Origin of the sequence: Aeromonas sp. ASNIH7 (assembly GCF_002903485.1) — a bacterium.
Taxonomy (GTDB): domain Bacteria; phylum Pseudomonadota; class Gammaproteobacteria; order Enterobacterales; family Aeromonadaceae; genus Aeromonas; species Aeromonas caviae.
Window position 1 is genome coordinate 4,003,114 of sequence record NZ_CP026226.1, and the last position, 21,632, is coordinate 4,024,745.

Consider the following 21,632-nt stretch of genomic DNA (forward strand, 5'->3'; position numbering starts at 1 on the left):
GGATCAGTGGCTCTTGTCGGTCGAAGGGGAGGAGGCAGCCTCGGCCGCCAGCTTCTTGGCTTTTGCCCGGGCGATGGCGGCGGCAATGGCCGCTTTCTTGGGGTCCACCTCGGCGGCGGGCCCGGATGCGGCGGCAGGGGCCTCAACGGCGTTATCGGTTGTGTTCACGGATGTCTCACCCGCGACCACCGGCCCATCACCTTGCGCCTGAGCAGCCTTCTTGGCTTTGGCCCGGGCGATGGCGGCGGCAATGGCCGCCTTCTTGGGGTCCACCTCGGCGGCGGGCCCGGATGCGGCGGCCGGGGCCTCAACGGCGTTATCGGTTGTGTTCACGGATGTCTCACCCGCGACCACCGGCCCATCACCTTGCGCCTGGGCGGCTTTCTTGGCCTTGGCCCGGGCGATGGCGGCGGCAATGGCCGCCTTCTTGGGGTCCACCTCGGCGGCGGGCTCGGATGCGGCGGCCGGGGCCTCAACGGCGTGTTCGGTTGTGTTCACGGATGTATCACCCGCGACCACCGGCCCGTCACCTTGGGCCTGTGCGGCTTTCTTGGCCTTGGCCCGGGCGATGGCGGCGGCAATGGCCGCTTTCTTGGGGTCCACCTCTGCGGCGGCCGGGGCCTCAACGGCCTGTTCGGTTGTATTCACGGATGTCTCACCTGCGACCACCGGCCCGTCACCTTGCGCCTGAGCAGCCTTCTTGGCCTTGGCCCGGGCGATGGCGGCGGCAATGGCCGCCTTCTTGGGGTCCACCTCTGCGGCGGGTTCGGATGCGGCGGCCGGGGCCTCAATGGCGTTATCGGTTGTGTTCACGGATGTCTCACCCGCGTCCATCGGCGTGTCCCCTTGCGCCAGGGCGGCTTTCTTGGCCTTGGCCCGTGCCAGGGCAGCGGCGATGGCGGCCTTCTTGGGATCCAACTCTGCCTTGGGAGGTTGCTCCCCAGGTGCCGGGGTGTCAGTCAGTTCATTGCCCTCGCCATTGGCGGCCTTGGCGGCACGACGGGCGATGGCCTCCTGCTTGCGCGCCTCACGGGCGGCAATCATGGCCCCGTTGTCCGGTGCGGGTTCACTCACGGCCACCTGGGCCGTCTCCTGTTTGGCCTTGATACGGGCCAGGGCGGCGGCGACCGGATCTTCGCCCCCGGCCGTCGTCATGGCCTGGCGACGCTGGGCTGCGGCCTCGGCGTGGCGGGTTTCGCGGGCCGCCTTCTCACGCTCGAAGCGAGCCTGCTTGGCCTCGAAGCGCTGCTTGGCACGTTCGGCCTTCTCGGCCTCGGCACGGGCCTCGCGGATGTCATCCTTGGCGATCTTGTAGTACTGCACCAGGGGGATTTCGCTCGGGCAGACCCAGGCACAGGCGCCGCACTCGATGCAGTCAAAGAGGTTGAGCTTCTCGGCCTTGTCGTACTCCTTGACCCTGCTGTACCAGTAAAGCTCCTGGGGCAGCAGGGTGGCGGGGCAGGCATCGGCGCAGGCACTGCAACGGATGCAGGCCTGTTCCGGGCCGGGGGGCGGCAGCTCGGCGCGGGTGGGGGAGAGCAGGCAGTTGGTGGCCTTGACCACGGGGACCATGGCGTGGGGCAGGGTGAAGCCCATCATGGGGCCCCCCATGATGACCCGCTGATCCGCCTCCGGTTGCAGCTCGAAACGCTGGAGCAGCCAGCGTACCGGCGTGCCCAGACGCACCCAGACATTGCCGGGTTTCTTGAAGGCGTCGCCGGTGAGGGTGACGATGCGCTCGATGAGCGGCTCCCCATCGATGATGGCGCGCTTGATGGCAAAGACGGTGGCGACGTTGAGCACCATGATGCCCATGTCAACCGCCCGGCCTCCTTTGGGCACCTGGCGTCCGGTGAGCAGCTCTATGGTCTGCTTGGCACCGCCGGAGGGGTACTTGGTCGGTACCGACTTGACCAGCACGTCGGCGTCGCTGGTATAGCGGGTCAGGGCCTCGATAGCCGCCGGTTTGTTATCTTCCACCCCGATCAGGGTGAGCTTGGGCTTGAGCAGGTGCTTGAGTACCCGGATGCCGTCCATGATCTCGTCGGCGTACTCCTGCATCAACCTGTCATCCGTGGTGATGTAGGGTTCGCACTCCAGCCCGTTGACGATGAGGATCTCGGTGAGCTGGCCACGGCCGTCGAGCTTGCTGTGGGTCGGGAAGACGGCGCCGCCGAGCCCGGCGATACCGGCCTGCTGGATGCGCTCGAGCAACGCCCCCCGCTCCAGGTTCCAGTAGTCAGGCTGGGGTGTGCGCTCGCCCCAGGCATCGTCTCCGTCCGGGGTGAGGAGGATGCAGAGATCGTCAAGACCGGAGGGGTGCGCCACCGTGTGCTGCTCGATGGCGGTGATGGTGCCCGAGGTGGAAGCGTGCACCGGCACGATGCGCCCCTTGTCAAAACGGGTGAGGGGTTGCCCCTTCTTGACCTTGTCCCCCACCCGCACCAGCAGTTCGCCGGCCGGACCCGCGTGCTGGCGCACCGGAATGATGAGCTGGGGGGAAGGCCCGCGTCAACGACGGGGGTCAGGCTGGACTGGTGCTTGTTCTCGGGGGATGGATGCCGCCGTGAAAATCCCACAGAGTGCCGGCTTTGATGCGTTCGAGCAGATGCTGCATGGTTACTCCGCTGTTTATTCCACTATCTTGACCGGAATGGCGACCTTGGCCAGATCCCATTTCCAGTTGTCGACCGTGGTCGGCACCGGGATCATTTCGATACAGTCGGTCGGGCAGGGGTCGACGCAGAGGTCGCACCCGGTACACTCGGCCGCGATGACGGTGTGCATCGCCTTGGTGGCACCCAGGATGGCGTCGACCGGACAGGCCTGGATGCACTTGGTGCAACCGATGCACATGTCTTCGTGAATGAAGGCCACCTTCTTGACGGGGATTGCCGCGTCTTCACCGCCGTCCAGAGACTGGGGCTCGACCCCCATCAGGTCGGCAATCTTGCGCATGGTGGCGTCGCCACCGGGCACGCACTTGTTGATCTTGTCGCCATTGGCCAGGGCTTCGGCGTAGGGTTTGCAGCCCGGGTAACCGCACTGGCCGCACTGGGTCTGGGGCAACAGGGCATCAAGCTGATCGACGATGGGATCGGCCTGCACATGAAACTTGACGGCGGCAAAGCCGAGAATAATGCCGAAGGCCAGGGCAAGCAGGGCCAGCACCAGAATGGCAAAGAGTATGTGAATCATAGCGTTATATCTTGATGAGGCCGGTAAAGCCCATGAAGGCCAGCGACATCAGGCCAGCGGTGACCATGGCGATGGAGACGCCACGAAACGGTGCTGGCACGTCGGCGGCCACCAGCCGCTCACGCATGGCGGCAAAAAGGATCAGCACCAGAGAGAAGCCGACGGCGGCCCCGAAGCCGTAGATGATGCTCTGGATGAAGTTGTGGCGCTCGTTGATGCTGAGCAGCGCCACGCCGAGCACGGCACAGTTGGTGGTGATGAGCGGCAGGAAGATGCCGAGCAGGCGATAGAGGGTCGGGCTGCTCTTGCGGATCACCATCTCGGTGAACTGGACCACCACGGCGATCACCAGAATGAAGCCCAGGGTGCGCAGGTAGGCGATCTCCAGCGGGATCAGGATATAGTGCTCCATCAGATAGGAGCAGGCGCTGGCCAGCGTCATGACGAAGGTGGTGGCCAGACCCATGCCGATGGCGGTTTCCAGCTTGCCGGAGACACCCATGAAGGGGCAAAGGCCGAGGAACTTCACCAGCACGAAGTTGTTGATCAGCACGGTGCCGACCAGTAAAAGCAGGTACTCAGTCATTGAAGATGGGTTATCCGGTATGAAGGCGGCCGTATTATCTGATGTTAGGTGCCTTTAGACAACCGCAAGGCCGTATGGTTATTATTCGAATGCCCAATTCTTGACATCCTCCCCCACCTTAGCGCTTCGCGTCACAGGAGGGGGATTCCCATTACTGGGTGATAGCTGCTCGCGCAGTACCGGGTTCCTGCTTCATCGGGCGGCCTGATTGCACCACGCCTCCACAGGCTAAAACGGCGCGTCCCGCCGCTAAAATATTGCGAGCGCCGTTCACATCGGCGTTCGCCTCATAACCACACGCAGCGCATTTAAACTGGCTTTGCGTCTGGCGGTTATCCTTCGCAGTATGCCCACAACAGGCGCACTGCTGGCTGGTGTAGGCCCAGGGCGGGATTATACTTTTTGCGAGCAATTCGCATCTGTCGTCACGCCAAAAAACATCTCCATTCGAAAATCATCACTCCAGCAAGCGCATTTGATTTTTCGCCGCTTGCTGATTGACTTCGGATGATGCTGCGCCATGTTCAGCGCAATGCGACGAAACAGGGCAAACACCTCTGCTGCCTCCCTGTCACCAATCCGGCTCAGGTCTTCCCGATAGGTCACATCCAGTACCCAGTGCTGTTTGTTCTCGATGTGCCAATGCTGGCGTACTGCCTTGGCGGCTTGCTCCGGCTCTATCGCCAACGAGCTGACGTAGTATTGGGTGTCTAACGTGACCTTGCCTTTTTGACCGCGACTGCGCTCCACGGCGATAAGGCTTGTTATGCCGGGCCAAGCCAGTTTCTGTTCAGCGGGGAGTTCTGCGGTTAACTGAAAGACTGTTCGCTCCTCCTGGCGGCCATGACCCTGCTCTTGCGTGCAGTGTTGCGCCAACCCTTCACCATCGTGCTCCCACCAGGGCTGGAACTGACTACGGATTGCCGCCAGTAAGCCGGGCTGGTTTTCCTTTACCTGAACGACAAAGTCAGCCCCACGGGCGGTCAGTCGCTGCAAGGTTTCTTTCTGACAGTGCAGGGCATCCATGGTCACGATGGCATCTTTAATATCAAGGCAATCAATCAGCTGTCTTACTGTCTCGATTTCCCCGCCTTTGTGTTGAGTGGCCTTCTGGCAGAGCACCAGACCCTCACCGGTATCAAACGCCGTCACCAGATGCAGGCAATTATCGGACCCGTGTTGGTTGACTGCCCCTCGTATGGTCTTGCCATCGATGGCAATGATAGACTGACCAGCGGCTTGGCGACGGGCATTGACCCAGGTAAACAAGGCGTGTACCAGCGGTTCGATAGCGATGCCTCTGATGATGCGGGCAATCGAGTGACGGGTTGGGATGGCGCCGGCAAAAGGTCGGTACTTGCGCAACCAATCGAGCTTGTTAGGGAAGGTGCGAACAAGTCCCTGATATGAGATCATGTTTGTCATCTGGAGCCATGGAACAGGGTTCATCATGAGTCATCAACTTACCTTCGCCGACAGTGAATTCAGCAGTAAGCGCCGTCAGACCAGAAAAGAGATTTTCTTGTCCCGCATGGAGCAGATTCTGCCATGGCAAAACATGGTGGAAGTCATCGAGCCGTTTTACCCCAAGGCTGGTAATGGCCGGCGACCTTATCCGCTGGAAACCATGCTACGCATTCACTGCATGCAGCATTGGTACAACCTGAGCGATGGCGCGATGGAAGATGCTCTGTACGAAATCGCCTCCATGCGTCTGTTTGCCCGGTTATCCCTGGATAGCGCCTTGCCGGACCGCACCACCATCATGAATTTCCGCCACCTGCTGGAGCAGCATCAACTGGCCCGCCAATTGTTCAAGACCATCAATCGCTGGCTGGCCGAAGCAGGCGTCATGATGACTCAAGGCACCTTGGTCGATGCCACCATCATTGAGGCTCCCAGCTCGACCAAGAACAAAGAGCAGCAACGCGATCCGCAGATGCATCAGACCAAGAAAGGCAATCAGTGGCACTTTGGCATGAAGGCCCACATTGGTGTCGATGCCAAGAGTGGCCTGACCCACAGCCTAGTCACCACCGCGGCCAACGAGCATGACCTCAATCAGCTGGGTAATCTGCTGCATGGAGAGGAGCAATTTGTCTCAGCCGATGCCGGCTACCAAGGGGCGCCACAGCGCGAGGAGCTGGCCGAGGTGGATGTGGACTGGCTGATCGCCGAGCGCCCCGGCAAGGTAAGAACCTTGAAACAGCATCCACGCAAGAACAAAACGGCCATCAACATCGAATACATGAAAGCCAGCATCCGGGCCAAGGTGGAGCACCCATTTCGCATCATCAAGCGACAGTTCGGCTTCGTGAAAGCCAGATACAAGGGGTTGCTGAAAAACGATAACCAACTGGCGATGTTATTCACGCTGGCCAACCTGTTTCGGGCGGACCAAATGATACGTCAGTGGGAGAGATCTCACTAAAAACTGGGGATAACGCCTTAAATGGCGAAGAAACGGTCTAAATAGGCTGATTCAAGGCATTTACGGGAGTAAAAAATCGGCTCAAACATGAAGAAATGAAATGACTGAGTCAGCCGAGAAGAATTTCCCCGCTTATTCGCACCTTCCTTAGCCCACGGTAATCCCTTTACCATGGGGCATATCTGAATCTCTCAGGAATGCCTCATGTCCACGTCCTCTACCCTGAAACTCGCGTTGGAGCTGGCGGCCAAGGTCACCGGCCGCGAGGACCTGGCCGCTTTGGCGGGTGAGGCTTGGCGAATGTCCGATTACGCCTGCCGGCTAATCGCACCTACGCCCACTTTCTGACATGACTGCCGCCGAAACGACGCAGCAGCTGGCCACTCTTAAGGTGGCCAGCTGCTGCGAAGAGGGACATAAACAGGAAGGGGAGAGTTTGCCGCAATCGATGGTTGCGGCAACATAGGGGTCAGCGTAAAAGAAACAGGATATGGCGTTTGTCGTCCTGTTCTGCATAATCGACGACATCAAACTTGCTGCTGCTCTCTTGGGTGATTTGCTGGTGGGTTAATCCGGTGAGGCACCAGGGTTTGAAGCTGCCCGGTTTGATGGGGTAGTCGAGATAGCCGCGAATGGACTGACGCTGTGCGTCGTAAACTTCAATACATTGTGAGGTGAGTTGATTGATACCAATCAACCAGAGCAGGGCCCCGCTCAGGGTTTGCATATCATCACTGACCACGCAGCCATATTTTCCCCGCAGATATTGATACACTTGTCGGGCAAGGCCGCTGCGGTAATCCGGGTCGATAAAGGCGCCACGGATTTGAATACCCTGTTGATCTTGCGCTTCTGCATTGATGGTCAGCTGTACCGGGTTATAAACAAAGCGGCCCACAACAGTATCGTTGCCGGTGCGGGCATCTGCGACAGAGGCTAGCAGCTCTTCCTCGCTCCACTGGCTGTCATCTTCGATAGCGTCGGTCAGCCACTCATCCACCCCCAGCTCGGTTACCACCAGACAGCATGAAAAGTCGCTGTCGTCGCTCATGCGATATTCAGTCAGCGCCAGTATTGCCAATTTGCGTCGGGCGATCATGAAGTGCTGAAAGGTCACCTCATTTGTCATGCCTTCGGGGTCGGTATCGAGTTGTTTGCGGTAGGTCTGAACCAGATTGGGGGCCATAGTCTTCCCGGACTTGTCTCAAAAATAAAAAAGCCTGATTCGGAGATCAGGCTTTTACCACTCTTTGTTTATGCCAGCAGTTGCAGCTCTTGGGTCAGCGCTTCGTTGACTGCGCATTTTACCGCCTCGTCAAAACGTGAGTTAACTCTGTGGTGACTCGACGGTTTGACGGCATAACGGAGCTTGTCATTCTTGACTAACAGCTCTGCGATCGGTTCGATGTAGTAGCTTTCGGCACTGCTGTCGTTGCGCTTGGTTTCAAACTCATCACGCCACAGCACTATGTATCTTGGCTGATTGTATCTTGTGATATCACGGCGGATCTGGATGGGGCGCGGAAAGCTGTTATTGCTGACCTCTTTCACCACTTCAGTTTTTTGCAGTAAAGAGTGCATCGAGATTGTCATGTTGCACCTCCTTTGTTGCCGTGCCTGACAGTTGGTCACTCAGCCTCTTCTTGGCGCTAAGCTTGCCAGCAAGCTTAGCGCCAAGAAGAGGCTGAGTACACACGAATTCGCTTGTAAACCATACAAATATTGGCTGTTAACCCTCCCTTTATGCAGGGATGGAGTGGCAAAATATCACACATCCTTCCTTTCATTCTAGCGTTTCACCTCCTTGTGGCGTTCTTTTTTTAATCCACCATAACCCCTTGGCATCGCCTTGCATGGGCAGAATGAGCATGTCTGTTCACTTATTGGTAAGGCTGCCCATGTCAGACCCCCGAACCCTCAAACTCGCGCTGGAGCTGGTTGCCCGTGTTGTTGGCCGCGAAGAGCTGCAAGGTCTACTGACCGAGCTGGAGGCTCTTGGCCCCGGCAGTGCACAGGCGGCCACGGCAACGGCCACCTTGACCGACGCGCAGGAGGCATTGCAGCAGAGCCTGCCCGAGAGTGGCGAACTGCTGGCCCAATCCACCCCCCAGTGGCAGGGCTGGGGCCAACAGTTGGCTGCGGTGGTCGAGACCCTGTTGCTACTGGACAGTCGCTCCACCCAGGCCGCGCAGACCATGGTGAGCGAGCAGCAGTTGATGGGACAAGCCACCCGCCAAAGCGCCGATGGGGCTGCAGAACTGGCCAAGGCCTTTGCGGCGTTGGGGCTGGACTTCGAGCGGGCCAATGGTCGCATTGGTGAGAGCTTCAAGGAGACCCTTGGCGCCCTGGATACCCTGGTGCAGCACAGCGGCTCCAGCTCGGCGGCCTGTGAGGAGTACCTGGCGGCGGCGTTCAACCAGGCGAAGAACAAGGCCGAAATCGACGCGGTGATCGAGCGCATGCAGGCGATGGCCAAGCAGGGCCAGCTCACCGGGGATGGCATCACCCGCTCCATGGCCATCGCGGCCGACACCATGAGCAAGGTGAAGGGGGGCAGCGGCGATGCCAAACAGGCGGTGGCGGCGATCGGCGATGGCTTCGACACCGCCGCCGCCAAGGCCAAGAGTGCCACCGATGCCATGCGCTCCAATCTTCGCGGCGTGCAGGACGAAGCTGTGCAGACCGGCAACGCCGTGGCCTCGGCCGGTGGCGGGGGCGGTGCGGGCAGTGGCCGGGGAGAGGTCACCCGCACCGTGGGCGCTGGCTCGTTCTTCTACAAGACCGTGGACATCAACAACCTGCGGGGCAACGCCGATGCCCTGGCCAATACGCTCGCGGGCGTGGAAGAGGAGCTGGCCCGCTACAGCCAGAAGGTCAGGGACATTCCGGCCTACAGCGAGTGGAGCAAGTATTACGGCGAGAAGTTCCAGAAGGAGATGGAGGCCATGCGCACCAGACTCCAGCAGGAGCTGAGCAAAGCCCAGGCGAAAGAGACCCAGCAGGCGCAAGCCCCCACCTCGACCGTCAGCCAAGTCGGGCCATCAAGCCTGCCCCAAACCTCGGTCAACCCGGGGCAACCCCAGCGGATCATCATCGAGCTGCGTGCATCGAACGGTGCCAAGGCCGAGGTGCAGGCCGATGAGGCCAATGCCGCCGCCCTTATCAACCTCCTTAAACAGCAGGGACTGCGCTCATGAACGTCACCTTAAACGGGCTGCACCTGCCCGATGATCTCATCTGGCGCGACGAGTTCGATTGGGCCCCCGTCGAACAAGTGGTCACGCCGACGCTCTCTGGCGCCCTCCTGGTCGAGGAGACGGCCAAACCGGAAGGGCGCCCCATCACCCTGGTGGGTCATTGCCCACGTGCCACCGTGCTCGCACTCAAGGCGTTGGAGGCCCAGGTGGCCCAGCTGATGACCTTGACCCTGCTCGACGGGCTGCAGAGGGAGGTGTTCTGGCGCCGGCCCGGCGTCGTGGCCACCCCCTTGATCGAGATGGCCGACCCCGAGGCGGGTGAGCCCTATGCCTTGACCCTTAACTTCACCGAGGTGATCCGATGAGCATTCTTTCCGGCGACATCAAGCTGCTGGCCAGCCAGCGGCTGACGGATACCCCCGATGGCGGCGGCCGGGTGACCGGCCACGAGTCCGTCAGCGGCGAGCACAACAGCCTGTTCCCCGACATCAGCGATCTCGACCGCGCATATGGGGTGGTCAACCTGCGCAAGGCCTTCTTGACGGTGCAGACCGACAACACCGACACCTATTACGGCGCCAACACCACGGTGCTGCTGCCGCCGAGCGACCCGAACGTGGGGCTGTCCCTGATGAGCACCGAGGATCACCACGACACCCGCGCCGCCGCCCGTGACGTGCTGGAGCGCTACCTGGCCCGTGGGCCCAAGTGGCGCGGCTTCCTGTACGACACCCAGCTGGAAGGGCAGCGGGCGATCCGCTTCTTCCAGCGCGTCGAGGTGCGCCTGCCGGAGGTGGGGGAGACCCTGGTGCTGGTCGGCAACGAGGGCAAGGCCGGCGAGTTCGAGCAGTATGTGCGGGTGCTGGAGGTGACCCAGCAACTGGCCAAGTTCCAGATCCCCGGGGTGCCCGAGTTCACCCGCAACGTGGTGACCTGCAAGCTGGCGGATCCGCTGCGCTACACCTTCGAGGGGGAGCAGCCGACCCCCTATGACGTGGTGACCAACCTCAAGACCGCCCTGCGCGAGACCGTGGTGGCCGATGCGGCCAACTACTTCGCCACCACCAAGCTCGCGGAAAATGCGGCGTTCGGGGCCATGCAGGTGAAGGCCAAGACCATCTTCACCCAGCTGGTGCCGGCGGCCAGGAGCGAGACCCCGGCGGTGGATCTGACCGCCGCCGGCGAGCTGGCCAGCCTGGTGGATTCCGGCAAGGCCCTGGTCACCTTCTCGACCGTGGCCAGCATCGCCCCGAGTCGGGGCCTGTTCCTCGGGACGGGCGTCAAGCCGGGGACGCTCAGCATCACCATCGGCGCGGCCACCTCGAACTGAATGCGGCCTATGTCACGAGCTGGCTGGCGGTGCTGCGGGGGGCCAGCCTGCCGCCCTCGCTCGCCTGCTCCCCTGGCCTGATATTGCCCGCCACGCTGCAGGGGCGGGTAGCTCATACGCTGCCAGCCGTGGCCGGTGTCGCGGTGCATCCAGGCGTACTGATCGGCCAGCTGGCCGCCCCGGCAGTGACGGTCACGGCTACCGTGGTGATCGAGGCGACCCTGGCCAGCACGGCCCGCCCCCTGCTGCCTGCCATCGAGGCCGGCCACGACATCAACGTGTTCCGGGGGCCGAGCCACACCAGCACCGATCATTTTGAGCGGGCCGCGCTGGTGACCCGGGCAGTACAAAGCGACTGGCAGCAGCCAGCCCTCGTTCCCGCCCCCTGTCAGAATCATTGGCAGGAGGCCCGCCCCCTGCAGACCGAGTGGACCGGCCTGGCCGAGCAGCTGCCCCGGAAGGATGGCACCGTGCGGGTGCCGTTCGACGAGGGGCAGGCCATCGGCGCAAACAATGGCCATGGGTTCGACAGCCTACCCCCAGGCCATGCCGAGACCCGTTCGCTCTGGGTCGAGGGGGCCCCGGTGGGGCGCTGGCAGGTGAGTGGGTTTCGCAACCCCCCGCGCCAGGACAAGGTATGGCAGCCAGGCAGCTGGCAGGAGGCCACCCCGCTCGGCGTCACCCTGCGCGATCAGCGCTGGCAGCCCGGCCTGCCGTTGCACAAGGGCTGGCTGGAGCGGTGGGAGGAGGCGATGCAGCCCCCCTGGGGGACCAGCCCGCCCCCCAAGCCGCCCATCAAGCCGGAGCGGCCGGACAAGCGCACCAAGGCGCTGGTGTTTGGCCGGCAACGGGCCGATGCCCGCCTTGAGTTCGTCTGGTTCGGGCAGGCCCACATCGTTATTCCAACCCGGAGGGTTTACCTGGTGAGCAACGCAGCAAGCATTGTGCGGGTCAGGGATGGGACCGACATTCCAGCCACCTCGCTGAGCATCGAGCTCGATACCGATTCCTGGGCCTGGCAGTTCACGGCCCAGATCCCGCGCATCGCGGCGGCGGCCCTGACCGATGAGGAAGAGGTGCGCATCCACATTAACGGGCAGCAGTGGGAGTGCGTGTGCGATGGCTGGCAGTCGAGCCAGAGCTTTGCCCGCGAATCCGCCACCCTGTCCGGTCGCTCTCGCACCGCCTACCTGTCGCCAACCCACGTGTTACCCCTGGCGGTGAGTGAGATCGGGGCTGCTACCATGGCCCAGCTCGCGGAGGCGCTGCTGCCTTACGGCTGGACTCTGGATTGGCAGGCACCGGACTGGCTGGTACCCGGCGGCTTCTTCAGTCTGGAGAGCCAGACTCCCATCGAGGCGATCAAGTACCTGGCAGATGCGGCGGGCGGGTTCGTGCTGCCGCACCAGCGCGAGCGGCACCTGGTCATCAAGCCGCGCTATCCGACCGTCCCCTGGCAGCTCGACGGGGCGCTGGCAGACGTGGCCATCCCCCGCGCCATCATCACGACGCTGGGCAGCGACTTCCAGCCGGGGCAGGCGGCGAATGGCATCTATGTCAGCGGTGGCCATCAGGGCATCAATGCCCGGGTGCTGCGCCAAGGCACGGCAGGGGATCGGCAGGCACCGGCCATCACCCACCCGCTGGTGTGCGATGTGGTGGCAGCTCGCGCCCAAGGTGTGGTGGGGCTGGCCAAGACCATGCCGAGGCGCACCCAGACCATCGAACTGCCGCTCTCAAGCGACACCGGGCTCATCCTGCCCGGTGCGTTGCTGGCGGTCGATGGCTGGAAGGGCTTTAACCGAGGGGTCAGGGTCGCGGCTGGAATGCAGGGCCGAGCCATGACGGTGCGCCAGCAACTGAGTGTGGAGCGATTTGTATGAACCTGTTCAAGCAGTTCCAGGCACTGATACCCGGTGCCGACCCGTTGCTGGTCGGTACCGTCACCGCAACGACGGGCACCAGCACCACGCTGGAGACCCCAGGCGGGGGCGTGGTGATCGTGCGAGGGGGAGGGGTGGCCATCGGCCAGAAGGCGTTCTATCAGAGTGGTGCTATCATAGGGCCCGCGCCTGATTTACCAACCTATGAAATCGAGGTTTAAACCCCTGTTAAGCGTCTTTCAAACTGGGTGATTCCTGATTCACCGAGTTTGATAAATGCGGCTGAACTCTGTTTGTCGTTTTACCCAGAAGATTTTTTCATTTTTCGCGGCGGGCTACATCAACACATCAGAGCACCATAACTGGCCGCAATGAGGTATCTTATGCCCCGATTTCATCCATCAAACGGATAAGAGACAACACATGATCATCAAACCCAAGGTTCGCGGCTTTATCTGCACCACCACCCACCCGGTCGGTTGTGAAGCCAATGTTCGTCGCCAGATCGCTTACACCCAAGCCAAGGGCGCCATCGAGAATGGCCCCAAGAAGGTGCTGGTGATCGGCGCTTCCACCGGCTATGGTCTGGCCTCCCGCATTGCCGCAGCTTTCGGCAGCGGAGCTGCCACCATCGGTGTCTTCTTCGAAAAGCCGAGCTCCGAGACCAAGACGGGCTCCGCCGGCTGGTACAACTCCGCCGCCTTCGACAAGGCCGCCAAAGAGGCCGGCCTCTACGCCAAGAGCATCAATGGCGATGCCTTCTCCCACGAGTGCCGTGCCAAGGTGATCGAGCTCATCAAGCAGGATCTGGGTCAGATTGATCTGGTGGTCTACTCCCTGGCCTCTCCGGTGCGCAAGCTGCCGGACACCGGCGAAGTGGTGCGCTCCGCCCTCAAACCCATCGGCGAGGTCTACACCTCCACCGCCATCGACACCAACAAGGATCAGATCATCACGGCCACCGTCGAGCCGGCGAATGAGGAAGAGATCCAGAGCACCATCACCGTCATGGGCGGCCAGGACTGGGAACTGTGGATGGCGGCTCTGCGCGATGCGGGTGTGCTGGCTGACGGCGCCAAGTCCGTGGCCTACTCCTACATCGGTACCGACCTGACCTGGCCCATCTACTGGCATGGTACCCTGGGGCGCGCCAAGGAAGATCTGGACCGCGCCGCCACCGCCATCCGTGGCGATCTGGCCGCCAAGGGGGGGACCGCCCACGTGGCCGTGCTCAAATCCGTGGTGACCCAGGCCTCCTCTGCCATTCCCGTGATGCCGCTCTACATCTCCATGGCCTTCAAGATCATGAAGGAGAAGGGCATCCACGAGGGTTGCATGGAGCAGGTGGACCGCATGATGCGCACCCGCCTGTACGGCGCCGACATGGCGCTGGACGAGCAGGCCCGCATCCGCATGGATGACTGGGAACTGCGTGAAGACGTGCAGCAGACCTGCCGTGATCTCTGGCCCTCCATCACCACCGAGAACCTCAGTGAACTGACCGACTACACCGGCTACAAGCAGGAGTTCCTGCGCCTGTTCGGTTTCGGTCTGGACGAGGTGGACTACGATGCGGACGTGAATCCGGACGTGCAATTCGACGTGGTCGAGCTGTAAGTCGGTCGTCAGCACAGACAGGGCCCTGCGGGGCCCTGTTTTTTTGCAGCAGGCTCAACCTGTTGCCTCAGGTTTATTATCCGCGATCACCTTTTTCCCCGAACAAACCCGCTAGGCTTGCGCTGTCCGGATCACAGACGGCACCGCCGAGGTACGAAAGTCATGACCACAACCCATGAGGCGCCCAAGAAGCGCCAGCTCCCCACGGTTTATACCCTGCTTTTCATCATCATCGCCCTGATGGCGGCCCTCACCTGGGTGCTGCCGGCGGGCAAATACAACTATGTGACGGCCAAGACCCAGCAGCCGGTTGCGGCGGCGGCCGTGGCCGACTACAGCGGTGACGAGCGATTGCTGCCGGTACCCGGCAGTTACACCGAGCTCCCCTCCCAACCCCAGGGGGTATTCGATGTGCTCAAGGCGCCCATCCAGGGCTTTCACAAGGCGGCGGACGTGGCACTGTTCGTGCTCATCATCGGCGGCTTTCTGGCGGTGACCATGCAAAGCGGGGCGCTCGATGCCGGGGTCGGGGCCATAGTGCGCACCTTCGCCGGGCGCGAGCGGCTGCTCATCCCGGTGCTGATCGCCCTGTTCGCCCTCGGCGGCTCCACCTTCGGCATGGCGGAGGAGACGGTGGCCTTCTGGGCACTCATCGTGCCGGTGATGATGGCGGCGGGCTTCGATCGCATGGTGGCAGCGGGGATCATCCTGCTTGGCTCCGGGGTCGGGGTGCTAGCCTCCACCGTCAATCCGTTTGCCACCGGCATCGCCTCCGGCTTTGCGGGTATCCCCATCGGTGAGGGGATAGGGCTACGGGTCATCCAGTGGCTGCTGCTGGTGATTTTCGCCTCCTGGTTCGTGATGCGCTACGCCAGGCAGGTGCAGCAGGACAAGTCCCGCTCCGTGCTGGCCGACATCGTTTATGACGACGAGTTCTCCCAGATGAAGAGCGGCAACCTCGCCTTCAGCGGCAAGCAGAAGCTCACCATGCTGGTCTTCTTCGGCACCTTCCTGCTGATGATCTATGCGGTGGTGCCCTGGTCCGATCTGGGCATCGATCTGTTGCCCACCCTGGGCTGGTGGTTCGACGAGCTCTCTACCCTGTTCTTCAGCGCCTCCATCCTGATTGCCCTCATCAACCGGATGCCGGAGTCCAACTACGTGGCGACCTTCCTGAACGGGGCGCGGGATCTCATCGGGGTGGCCCTGGTGGTGGCGGTGGCGCGCGGCATCTATGTGGTGATGGAGCACGGCGTCATCATCGACACCATCTTGCACTGGGCCGAGGGGCTGGTGAGCGGGCTGTCGTCGTCGGTCTTCATCCTGATGGCCTATCTGGTGCACACCATCCTGAGCTTCTTCATTCCCTCCACCTCGGGGCTCGCGACCGTCTCCATGCCGTTGATGGGGCCGCTGGCGGACTTCTCCGGCATCTCGCGGGATCTGGTGATCACCGCCTATCAGTCCGCCTCCGGCTGGATCAACCTGTTCGCCCCCACCGCCGCCCACCTGGTGGCGGGGCTGTCGCTCGCCAGGATCCCCTACGATCGCTTCGTGCGCTGGGTGCTGCCCTTCATCATCGGGGTGGCTCTGATCACCATGGTGGTGCTGGTGGCCGGGGCCCTGCTGCACGGCTGATGGCGCGGATAGAAAACGACAGACAACAAAAAGGCTCCCGCGGGAGCCTTTTTCATGAGCCTTGCTTACTGCTTGTAGCCCTTGAGGAAGCGGGCGAGGCGACCGATAGCCTCTTCCAGCTCCTCTTCCCGGGGCAGGAACACCAGCCGGAAGTGATCCGGTGCCGGCCAGTTGAAGCCGGTGCCCTGCACCAGCAAGAGCTTCTCCTGCTGCAGCAGGTCGAACACCATCTTCTGGTCATCGCGGATGTCATACACCTTGGGGTCGAGGCGCGGGAACATGTAGAGCGCTCCCTTGGGCTTGACGCAGGAGACCCCGGGGATCTCGTTCAAAAGCTCCCAGGCTTTGTCCCGTTGGCGACGCAGGCGGCCCCCCGGCAGGATCAGCTCGTTGATGCTCTGGTAGCCCCCAAGGGCGGTCTGGATGGCGTGCTGCATGGGCACGTTGGCACACAGCCGCATGGAGGCCAGCATCTCCAGCCCCTCGATATAACCCTTGGCACGACCCTTGGGACCGGTGATGACCATCCAGCCCTGGCGGAAGCCACAGGCGCGGTAGGCCTTGGAGAGGCCGTTGAAGGTCACCACCATCACATCGTCGCACAGGGTGCAGACGCTGGTGTGGGAGATATCGTCGTAGAGGATCTTGTCGTAAATTTCGTCGGCGAAAATGATGAGGTTGTGCTGACGGGCGATCTCGATCACTTCAAGCAAAAACTCGCTGCCGTAGACGGCGCCGGTCGGGTTGTTGGGGTTGATCAGCACCAGGCCGCGGGTGCGCGGGGTGATGCGGGCGCGGATGTCGTCGAGATCCGGATACCAGTCGGCCCCTTCGTCACAGCGGTAGTGCACCGCATGGCCGCCGGAGAGGGTGACGGCTGCGGTCCAGAGCGGGTAGTCGGGGGAGGGCACCAGCATCTCGTCGCCGTTGTTGAGCAGCGCCTGCATCGCCATCACGATGAGCTCGCTCGCACCGTTGCCGATGTAGATGTCGTCGATGTCAACCTTGCGCATCCCTTTTTGCTGGTAGTACTGCATCACCGCCTTGCGGGCGGAGAAGAGCCCCTTGGAGTCGCAGTAGCCCTGGCTCTGGGGCATGTTGAGGATCACATCCTTGATGATCTCCTCCGGTGCTTCGAAGCCAAACGGGGCCGGATTGCCGATGTTGAGCTTGATGATGCGGTGACCTTCGTCTTCGAGACGGCGAGCTTCTTTGTGCACCGGGCCGCGGATGTCATAGCAGACATCGTCGAGCTTGTGCGACTTGTCGATAGTGAACATGGTGAGCGTGATTCCTTCCCCGTGGGGCGCGTTGGCAGAAAAGCTGTTTTTAGTATCAAATTTCTCTGCCCCTATTCTTCACAGAATTGAATGCTAGAACAATCTAATTTATGGAATAAATCCCTGATATTTACCCCTGAAACAGGGTTGTTGAAATGTTAAATCCAGCATGATCGTTTGCCTCTCTTTGGTAGATTAGTGAAAGATGAGGGGCAGATTCATAAAGCAACATGAGTGTATTGAAATATCTCCCCCATCTGGCACGATTGGCTGGGGTAAAAAAGGCCCCGACCCGTCGGTCTGCCAGGGGAGCACGCAGGCACGGGGGCTCATCTTCCCGCTCTCGAGGTTCACTCATGCAGGCACCCGCCACCGGTCGCTACCGCCATTTCAAGGGGGGCTATTACCTGGTTCTGGCCCTGGCTTTGCACACCGAAACCCAGGAGCAGTTGGTGATCTATCAATCCGAACAGGATGGTCAGGTCTATGCCCGCCCCGTCGCCATGTTCATGGAGTGGATTGAACATCAGGGACAGGTGGTGAGCCGCTTCACGCCGGTGGCCTGAGGCAGGTTTGACGACATGAAAAAAGGCGCCAGAGGCGCCTTTTTTCATGGTGTCGGGGCTTACAGACCCAGATTGGCTCTGGCATAGGCCTCAAAATCGGTGCAGCCGCCGATGTGCTGCTCATCCAGGAAGATCTGCGGCACAGTGGTGACAGGCTTGCCCGCCTTGGCGGCGAGATCGTCCTTGGTCAGCCCGGCCACGTTGATATCCACGTAGCGGAACTCGAAGTCATCGCGCTCCTCGGTCAGTTGCTCGGCAATCTGCTTGGCACGCACGCAATAGGGGCAACCGGGACGACCAAAAATCTCTACAAACATCTTTTCTCTCCATTAAACAAGCCGTTGAAGAAGGCCATTGAGATGAGGCTGGCACAGCATAGCCGTGGCGCCCTGTCAGTCAAAGCTGAAAATAGCGATGCTTACGTTCGCCATCTCCGATTGCGCCCGCTGCTGATGACGGCGCCAGCGCCCCTGTTTCGCCCCAAGGCCGGGGAATGGGGGCCGCCTTGCTGGCAAGGCCACCTATATCGTTCATCACTGCTCGGCGATCTGGATGGGCTGCTGCTGGTAGATGCTCTCCAGCACGCCTTTTTCGAAGACGGTCCAGGGCCAGGGGGCCTTGCTGGCGCGATAGCGCTCGTGGGTGGCGGGGTCTTGCGACAGGCCGCGCTGGAACATCACGAAGGCCTTGCGCTGGCCACTTGCGGTGTCGATGAAGCCGGCGAGGTTCGAGGTGCCGGTGATGGTGCCCGTCTTGGCGTGCACCTTGTTCTTCATCATGGGGGCGGTGACGCTGCGGCGCCAGGCCAGGGTGCCGTCCACCTGGGAGCTTGGCAGCAGCTTGATGAAGTCGAGCTCGGCATCGTTCTTCTGGATGAAGTTAAGCACCGACAACATCTGGCGCGCGCTGATGAGATTGTGGGCGGAGAGGCCGGAGCCGTCGGCCAGGGTGGCGTTGCCAAGGTCAATGCCGTGCTTGGTCAGGATGGCGCGCACCGCCATGGTGCCGCTGCGATAGCTGCCCGGCTTGTTGTAGTAGTGACGCCCCACGGTTTTGAGGAAGGTATCGGCGTAGAGGTTGTCGGACTTTTTCAACATCTTGGCGAGCATCACCGGCAGGGAGACAGAGTAGTGGGTCGCCAGGGTCTGGGCACCGACAGGGGCCTGATGGGTGACCCGCAGCAGGCCGTCGTGGCTGATCCCGGCGCGGTTCATGGCCCAACGGATGTTGTCCCAGCCCCAGGCCTCCACGTCATGGATGGCAAAGCGCAGCCCTTGTGGCTCCTTGTTCGGGGTGATGCAGCCCTTGAGCTCGTAGAAGTTGCCCTTGGCCATGTCTACTTCCAGAGCGCAGAACTGACGCGCCATGTCGCCATAGCTCATCACCTCCACGTTGTCGGCGCCGATGCCGATGGGCACGCCGGTGGCCACGTTGCCCACCGCAGGCTTGCCAATCTGGGTGGCGGTGATGGTGCCGTAGGCGCAGTTCTTGTCGATGATGACCGAGGAGACGGGGGCGGCGAAGCAGAGGGTCTGATCCCCCAGGACCAGCCGTTGCCACGCTCATAGCCGTTGTAGGCACCGGTGTTGACATAGACGTTGCCCTGAATGCGGGTGACGCCCAACTGTTTGAATAGGGCAACCAGATCCATGCGCGACAGGGTCGGGTCGCCCACGAAGTTGATCCAGATGTCGCCGTTGATGGTAGTGCCCTGTTTGGCGCCGGGCTGGGCCTGGATGTCGGTGGCGAAGCGGAAGTCGGCACCGAGTTCGAGGCGTGCGGCGAGCGCGGTGAGCACCTTCATGGTGGAGGCGGGGGCTATCATGTCATCGGCGTGACGGGCAAATTCCACCCCGTTGTTGCCCTGTACGATGACGGCGTACTGGCCCCCCTTGGGCGGGGTCAGCGGGGCGGCCTGGACCGCCAGAGAAAAGAGAGCACAAAAACCAATCAACAGCCGCTGCATAGGATCCTCTAACTGAACGAAAGGGCGGCATCAGAAACCGCCCCGATAATCAAACCGGGTGACTGCCGGGTATCGCCTGCCATGGGGTCAGGCCGGGGCGTTGGCAGTCCGGTAACGCCCCTCGTAATCGAATATTTTTTCCTTCACCTGCCAGAAGCGTCCCGACTTGCGGGCGATGACGAAATCCGGGTGACGGAACTGGTCTGCCGCGAGCATCACGCTCGCCAGGGTCGTGAATTCGGGCTCCAGGCTCGGGGCGGGCCAATGATGACGCACAAAGCGTTGTTGAAACAAGCGCTGTGCACCCCGGGAGTGAAAGGGGAAGTACTCCGTCAGGGTCAGGCCATCCTCGTCGTGGTAGGTCACCTCCAGCCGCTCCCCCTGCTTGCCTCGCCCAGGGCTCAGGGTCAAACCGGCGCAGCGGATCACCATGCAGTCCTTGAGATTGAGGGCCTCCTTGAGCTTGTCGTCAGGGTCCACCAGCAGCTGGCCACAGCTTTGGCAGCGGCGGGCGGCGATGTCGTTTTCAGCACCGCAACCTGGGCAGATCTTGGCGCGAAAGCGGTAGTCGCACTCCTCGCGGTTGCCCTCGTCATCTTCAAACAGTCCCTGACAGCGGCGGCCATAGTGCTCGATCACCTTGCCATCCTCGTCGGTCTTGCCCCAGAAGGTGTTGGCAAAGCCGCAGGCGGGGCAGGGCACCTGAACCGGCTCGGTGCCGGCGTGAGGCCTGGGCTCCCCCACCTCGGGGGCAAACAGGTTGAAGTTGTTGCCTGCGTAGTCGAGCACTAGGCAATCGCTCTTGCCGGGTGAGAGGCGCAGGCCCCGTCCCACAATCTGCTGGTAGAGCGACACCGATTCGGTGGGACGCAGCATCACGATAAGGTCGACGTGGGGGGCATCGAAGCCGGTGGTGAGCACCGCCACGTTGACCAGAAACTTGAGCTCGCGCGCCTTGAAGGCACTGATTAGAGCGTCGCGCTCCGGTTCCGGCGTCTCGCCGGTGACGAGGGCGGCCTGCTGGCCTCTGGCACCGAGCAGGCCATGAATTTCCCGGGCATGTTCGACGGTGGCGGCGAAAATCATCACCCCCTGCCGGTCGGCCGCATACTCCAGCACCTGGCTCAGGATATGGGGGGTGACCCGCTCCTGACGCTTGATCTCGCCGTTGAGCTGCGCCTCGCTGAACAGGCCGTTCTCCCGCGGCACCAGCTTGCTGAAGTCGTAATGGACGATGGGGGCGTCCACCAGGCGCGGCGGGGTCAGGTAGCCGTTTTTCACCATGAAGCGCAGGGGCAGTTCGAACACGCAGTCACCAAAGAGCCGCTCGCCGTGGCTCTTGACCATGCCGTGGTAGTGGCGCCGGTAGATCCAGCCCAGCCCCAGCCGATAGGGGGTGGCGGTGAGCCCGAGGATCTTGAGGGCCGGATTGGCGGCCTTGAGATGCTCGATCACCTGATGGTATTGGCTGTCGTCATCGAGCGAGACCCGGTGGCACTCGTCGATGATGAGCAGCGAAAAAGCGCCGTCGAAGGCATCCAGATTGCGCGCCACCGACTGCACCGAGCCAAACACCACCTGGGCACTCGCCTCCTTGCGTGCGAGCCCCGCGGCGAAGATGTCGGCCTTGAGCCCCCAGGCCTCGTACTTGGCGTGGTTCTGCTCCACCAGCTCCTTGACGTGAGCCAGCACCAGCACCCGGCCACGGGCCTTGCGGGCCAGTTCGGCGATCACCAGGCTTTTGCCGGCCCCGGTGGGCAGCACCACCACGGCGGGATCCGGGTGTTTGCGAAAGTGGCTGATGACGGCGTTGACCGCGTCGGTTTGATAGGGTCTGAGAACGAACATGGGGAACGGCTGTGGTGCAAGATGGCGCCATTATAGGGATCTTGCGGGGAAAATGCAGCGAGGGAGGCTCGCGCTGACAGGAAGCGGGCCGG

Annotated in this window: 17 protein-coding genes and 3 pseudogenes; 9 read left to right on the plus strand and 11 right to left on the minus strand. The window is 61.9% G+C overall.

Annotated features, from left to right (window positions below; genetic code table 11):
• Positions 1 to 3: 3 nt before the first annotated feature.
• The 5 genes and pseudogenes from rsxC to C2U47_RS18905 form a co-directional block, all read right to left on the minus strand.
• Positions 4 to 2,617: pseudogene (rsxC, locus tag C2U47_RS18885) on the minus strand (electron transport complex subunit RsxC).
• A 14-nt stretch (positions 2,618 to 2,631) separates the two neighbouring features.
• Positions 2,632 to 3,198 carry an electron transport complex subunit RsxB gene (rsxB, locus tag C2U47_RS18890; protein ID WP_042017194.1) on the minus strand — a complete coding sequence of 189 codons (567 nt, stop codon included), beginning with the start codon at positions 3,196 to 3,198 and terminating at the stop codon, positions 2,632 to 2,634.
• Positions 3,199 to 3,202: 4 nt separating this feature from the next.
• Complete coding sequence (rsxA, locus tag C2U47_RS18895) at positions 3,203 to 3,784, minus strand: electron transport complex subunit RsxA (RefSeq protein ID WP_039038677.1); 582 nt, start codon at positions 3,782 to 3,784, stop codon at positions 3,203 to 3,205.
• A gap of 151 nt (positions 3,785 to 3,935) precedes the next feature.
• On the minus strand, positions 3,936 to 4,196 hold the full coding sequence (locus tag C2U47_RS23805) for a zinc ribbon domain-containing protein (RefSeq protein ID WP_103261836.1): 261 nt from the start codon (positions 4,194 to 4,196) through the stop codon (positions 3,936 to 3,938).
• A complete protein-coding gene (locus C2U47_RS18905) occupies positions 4,178 to 5,236 on the minus strand; it encodes an ISAs1 family transposase (protein ID WP_103261837.1) in 1,059 nt (352 codons plus the stop codon). The genes C2U47_RS23805 and C2U47_RS18905 overlap by 19 nt, the downstream gene beginning before the upstream one ends.
• Between C2U47_RS18905 and C2U47_RS18910 the strand changes: the two genes are divergently transcribed.
• A complete protein-coding gene (locus C2U47_RS18910) occupies positions 5,235 to 6,215 on the plus strand; it encodes an IS5-like element IS5 family transposase (protein ID WP_026141915.1) in 981 nt (326 codons plus the stop codon). The two genes, C2U47_RS18905 and C2U47_RS18910, sit on opposite strands and share 2 nt — an antisense overlap.
• A gap of 469 nt (positions 6,216 to 6,684) precedes the next feature.
• Here the strand turns inward: C2U47_RS18910 and C2U47_RS18920 are convergent, their stop codons facing one another.
• Positions 6,685 to 7,401 carry a hypothetical protein gene (locus C2U47_RS18920; RefSeq protein ID WP_103261838.1) on the minus strand — a complete coding sequence of 239 codons (717 nt, stop codon included), beginning with the start codon at positions 7,399 to 7,401 and terminating at the stop codon, positions 6,685 to 6,687.
• A 68-nt stretch (positions 7,402 to 7,469) separates the two neighbouring features.
• Positions 7,470 to 7,808, minus strand: coding sequence for a hypothetical protein (locus C2U47_RS18925; RefSeq protein ID WP_103261839.1), 339 nt, complete (start codon positions 7,806 to 7,808; stop codon positions 7,470 to 7,472).
• A 641-nt stretch (positions 7,809 to 8,449) separates the two neighbouring features.
• On the opposite strand from C2U47_RS18925, the pseudogene C2U47_RS18930 reads away from it, so the two are divergent.
• From C2U47_RS18930 to C2U47_RS18960, 7 genes and pseudogenes are all read left to right on the plus strand, one after another.
• Positions 8,450 to 9,412, plus strand: a pseudogene (locus tag C2U47_RS18930) (tape measure protein); the annotation flags it as partial.
• Complete coding sequence (locus C2U47_RS18935; protein ID WP_103261841.1) at positions 9,409 to 9,777, plus strand: hypothetical protein; 369 nt, start codon at positions 9,409 to 9,411, stop codon at positions 9,775 to 9,777. The pseudogene C2U47_RS18930 and the gene C2U47_RS18935, both read left to right, overlap by 4 nt.
• Positions 9,774 to 10,742, plus strand: a complete 969-nt coding sequence (locus tag C2U47_RS18940; protein WP_223916912.1) for a hypothetical protein — start codon at positions 9,774 to 9,776, stop codon at positions 10,740 to 10,742. Before C2U47_RS18935 ends, C2U47_RS18940 begins: the two co-directional genes overlap by 4 nt.
• Positions 10,743 to 10,771: 29 nt before the next feature.
• Positions 10,772 to 12,625, plus strand: a complete 1,854-nt coding sequence (locus C2U47_RS18945; protein ID WP_223916910.1) for a hypothetical protein — start codon at positions 10,772 to 10,774, stop codon at positions 12,623 to 12,625.
• A complete protein-coding gene (locus C2U47_RS18950) occupies positions 12,622 to 12,846 on the plus strand; it encodes a hypothetical protein (protein ID WP_069652667.1) in 225 nt (74 codons plus the stop codon). Before C2U47_RS18945 ends, C2U47_RS18950 begins: the two co-directional genes overlap by 4 nt.
• A 202-nt stretch (positions 12,847 to 13,048) precedes the next feature.
• Positions 13,049 to 14,242 (plus strand): enoyl-ACP reductase FabV, encoded by a 1,194-nt coding sequence (fabV, locus tag C2U47_RS18955; RefSeq protein ID WP_041212832.1) that lies wholly within the window; start codon positions 13,049 to 13,051, stop codon positions 14,240 to 14,242.
• 162 nt (positions 14,243 to 14,404) lie between these two features.
• Positions 14,405 to 15,880, plus strand: a complete 1,476-nt coding sequence (locus tag C2U47_RS18960; protein WP_103261842.1) for a YfcC family protein — start codon at positions 14,405 to 14,407, stop codon at positions 15,878 to 15,880.
• A gap of 65 nt (positions 15,881 to 15,945) precedes the next feature.
• On the opposite strand, the gene C2U47_RS18965 is transcribed toward C2U47_RS18960, so the two are convergent.
• On the minus strand, positions 15,946 to 17,160 hold the full coding sequence (locus C2U47_RS18965; protein WP_005302243.1) for a pyridoxal phosphate-dependent aminotransferase: 1,215 nt from the start codon (positions 17,158 to 17,160) through the stop codon (positions 15,946 to 15,948).
• 356 nt (positions 17,161 to 17,516) lie between these two features.
• On the opposite strand from C2U47_RS18965, the gene C2U47_RS18970 reads away from it, so the two are divergent.
• The gene (locus C2U47_RS18970) at positions 17,517 to 17,726 is read left to right on the plus strand and encodes a DUF1653 domain-containing protein (protein ID WP_103261843.1); all 210 of its coding nucleotides are present in this window, start codon (positions 17,517 to 17,519) and stop codon (positions 17,724 to 17,726) included.
• A gap of 59 nt (positions 17,727 to 17,785) precedes the next feature.
• Here C2U47_RS18970 and C2U47_RS18975 read toward each other — a convergent pair whose 3' ends face one another.
• The 3 genes and pseudogenes from C2U47_RS18975 to C2U47_RS18985 all read right to left on the minus strand — a co-directional run bounded on the left by C2U47_RS18975 (position 17,786) and on the right by C2U47_RS18985 (position 21,540).
• Entirely contained in the window at positions 17,786 to 18,043 is a 258-nt protein-coding gene (locus tag C2U47_RS18975) for a GrxA family glutaredoxin (RefSeq protein WP_010674029.1), read from the minus strand.
• A gap of 216 nt (positions 18,044 to 18,259) precedes the next feature.
• Positions 18,260 to 19,692: pseudogene (gene dacB, locus C2U47_RS18980) on the minus strand (D-alanyl-D-alanine carboxypeptidase/D-alanyl-D-alanine endopeptidase).
• Between the two features lie 87 nt (positions 19,693 to 19,779).
• Positions 19,780 to 21,540 carry a DEAD/DEAH box helicase gene (locus tag C2U47_RS18985; protein ID WP_103261844.1) on the minus strand — a complete coding sequence of 587 codons (1,761 nt, stop codon included), beginning with the start codon at positions 21,538 to 21,540 and terminating at the stop codon, positions 19,780 to 19,782.
• Positions 21,541 to 21,632 lie beyond the last annotated feature (92 nt).